The organism is Albidovulum sp. (genome assembly GCF_049646345.1).
In the GTDB taxonomy this organism is placed as follows: Bacteria; Pseudomonadota; Alphaproteobacteria; order Rhodobacterales; family Rhodobacteraceae; genus Albidovulum.
On sequence record NZ_JBARVQ010000817.1, the window covers coordinates 1 to 2,545 of the forward strand.

Sequence of the window (2,545 nt, forward strand, 5' to 3'; positions counted from 1 at the left end):
ATGCGCAGCCGCGCGAGGTCGGGCACCAGCCTGAGGATGCGCATCACCAGATCGCCGAGATGCGGCTGGCCCGGCAGGTCGGCACCCCATGAAGTCAGATCGACCCCGGTCAGGACGACTTCGAGGAACCCCTTGTCGACCAGCCGCTTGATCTGGTCAACGACGACACCGGCGGGGACCGAGCGGGAATTGCCGCGCCCATAGGGGATGATGCAGAAGGTGCAGCGGTGATCGCAACCGTTCTGGACCTGCACATAGGCGCGGTGGCGGCCGAAACCGTCGATCAGGTGCCCGGCGGTTTCGGTTACGCTCATGATATCGTCGACCATGACCTTTTCGGTCTCTCCGATCAGGTCGGGGGCCTTGAGCGCAGCCCAAGTCTCTCCTCGCATCTTTTCGGTATTGCCGATGACCTTCGTTACTTCCGGCATGGCCGCGAAAGTGTCGGGTTCCGTCTGGGCGGCGCAACCGGTCACGATTAGCGTCGCTTCGGGATTTTCACGGCGCAGGCGGCGTATTTCCTGTTTGGCCTTGCGCACCGCCTCGGCCGTCACGGCGCAGGTATTGACCACCACCGCACCACCAATTCCGGCTGCGGCGGCCAGTTCCTTCATCGCTTCCGTCTCATAGGCGTTGAGGCGGCAGCCGAGGGTGGAGAAGACGGGCGGTTTCATGGATGGGCGGCGATGAAATCGGCCGTCAGCCAGCCATCGAAGATATGTGCGGTCGGGCCGGTCATCCAGACGCCATCGTCGCGCCAGTCGATCTCCAGCGTGCCGCCGTCAAGGTCGAGCGTCACCTTTCGCCCGGTCAGCCCCCTCAGATGCGCGGCAACGGCGGTGGCGCAGGCACCCGAGCCGCAGGCCAGCGTGATACCCGCGCCGCGTTCCCAGACCCGCATGCGCAGGCGGTCGGGGCCGCTGAGGCTGGCATATTCTACATTGGTTGCCTTGGGGAACAGCGGATGATGCTCCATCGCTGCGCCATCCTTCGGCAGGTCCACCGCGCCGGCATCTGCGACAAAGAAGACGCAATGAGGGTTGCCCATGCCGACGGCCGCAGGATCGCCGGGGATCGGCAGGTGCAGAAGGTCCACCTCTCTGGCAAGCGGCACGTCCTGCCAGTCGAGGATCGGCGCGCCCATATTGACGCTCACAAGGCCATCAGCGCGGCGCAGCGCGCTGAGCGTCCCGCGTTCGGTCAAAAAGCTGACCGCATCACGGGCAAGCCCCGACATCACGTGATCGGCGACACAGCGCGAGGCGTTGCCACAGGCCCCGGCCCGGCTGCCATCCGAATTCCAGAAATCGAGCGCGAAATCGGCACCCTCCGCATCGCGGATCTCGGCCAGTTGGTCGAAACCGACGCCCCTGTGCCGGTCGCCCAGAGCAGCAGCAAGTGCCACCGTGGTCACAGGGTTCCGCCCCCGTGAATCGATGATCACGAAGTCATTGCCGGCACCATGCATCTTCATGAATGCAAGGCCGTCGGAGGGGCGGTTGTCCTTCATGGCGTGCCATATACGCCCGGGCGGAGGTTTTTGCCAGTGGAGCTTGCTTTTGCACTTGACCGCCTCTGGCGAGCTTCCTAAAGAGACGCCCTGTGATGGGCCCGTAGCTCAGTTGGTAGAGCAACTGACTTTTAATCAGTGGGTCACAGGTTCGAATCCTGTCGGGCTCACCACTTTTGCGGCATGTGAGTAATCACGACTGAGTTCCCTTTCAGTCAGGTTATTTGCCTTTTTCGTCAGGACCGGGTTCCTTTTTGCCAGTTTGCGGCTCAAGAAGGCTTTCTCCGGCTCGCGGCAACTGGTGAGAAAGGAAGTCTATCCTGAACCAGAATCAAAAGTCCGGGGTTGAATCAGTGGTTTCCCTCACGCGGTCCGAGTTCGATGGCAGTGCCGAGGAAGATAGTTGCGGCTTATTTCGCGGTTCGAGCCACGCGAAGCGGCTTTAGGCCAAACGGTCGCCGGATACGATGACAGGGAGCCACACAACTTGCGCGCCATCCGCGTTCACTTGATCGGGAGGCGTTGGCAAGGGTATCACCGCCCCGCGAGCGGATAGCTCTGCAACAGCAGAATCTAGAAGCTCTTGTGCCGATGAAAGCGCCGCCTCTTGGCTGGCCGCACCCCCGCCGCCAAAGCTGGGGCTATGGTAGCCCCATACGTTCCCTTCTCGATGAATAATCACGGGATATCGGTGAGTGCGAGGCTCAGAGAAATCGATTTTGGGCATATCGAGCCTCATTTTGACACTTATGATTTCGCTGTTCGCACGACCGAGATCGGGGTGAAAGATGTTCGTAGGGTAGTAAATCACCTCGAAACCATCAATTGGTGCGAGCTTCAATTAAGATTTCAGTCGAAACGCAGAAGTTCTACGGTGCTCCAACAGCAACGGCAGACGTTTTTGGCACGTAAGCGTCCGACCTGACCGCCTCTATGAAGCAGTTTTCCAGGGCAGCAGGTCATCGACGCGGTTGATCTTGTAGTCTGGGATGCGGGCGAGCGTGTCTACGAGCCATGCTTGCGGATCAATGCCGT

3 protein-coding genes and 1 tRNA gene are annotated in these 2,545 nt (G+C 60.7%); 1 reads left to right on the plus strand and 3 read right to left on the minus strand.

The genetic code is table 11. The annotated features are described in order from the left end of the window. Both WBB85_RS21420 and dapF read right to left on the minus strand, forming a co-directional pair. Positions 1–674, minus strand: a 674-nt coding sequence (locus WBB85_RS21420) for a radical SAM protein (RefSeq protein ID WP_432640603.1), incomplete at its 3' end; no start/stop codon positions are given. Further along, positions 671–1,510 (minus strand): diaminopimelate epimerase, encoded by an 840-nt coding sequence (gene dapF, locus WBB85_RS21425; protein WP_432640604.1) that lies wholly within the window; start codon positions 1,508–1,510, stop codon positions 671–673. The genes WBB85_RS21420 and dapF, both read right to left, overlap by 4 nt. A 97-nt stretch (positions 1,511–1,607) precedes the next feature. Here dapF and WBB85_RS21430 point away from each other — a divergent pair. Then, a tRNA-Lys gene (locus WBB85_RS21430) sits at positions 1,608–1,683 on the plus strand. Positions 1,684–2,441: 758 nt separating this feature from the next. Here the strand turns inward: WBB85_RS21430 and WBB85_RS21435 are convergent. After that, the gene (locus tag WBB85_RS21435; RefSeq protein ID WP_432640605.1) at positions 2,442–2,540 is read right to left on the minus strand and encodes a transposase domain-containing protein; all 99 of its coding nucleotides are present in this window, start codon (positions 2,538–2,540) and stop codon (positions 2,442–2,444) included. Positions 2,541–2,545 lie beyond the last annotated feature (5 nt).

Coding starts and splice junctions, on each gene's coding strand:
- dapF (WP_432640604.1), bottom strand. CDS start 1,510: ATGAAGGACAACCGCCCCTCCGACGGCCTTGCATTCATGAAGATGCAT.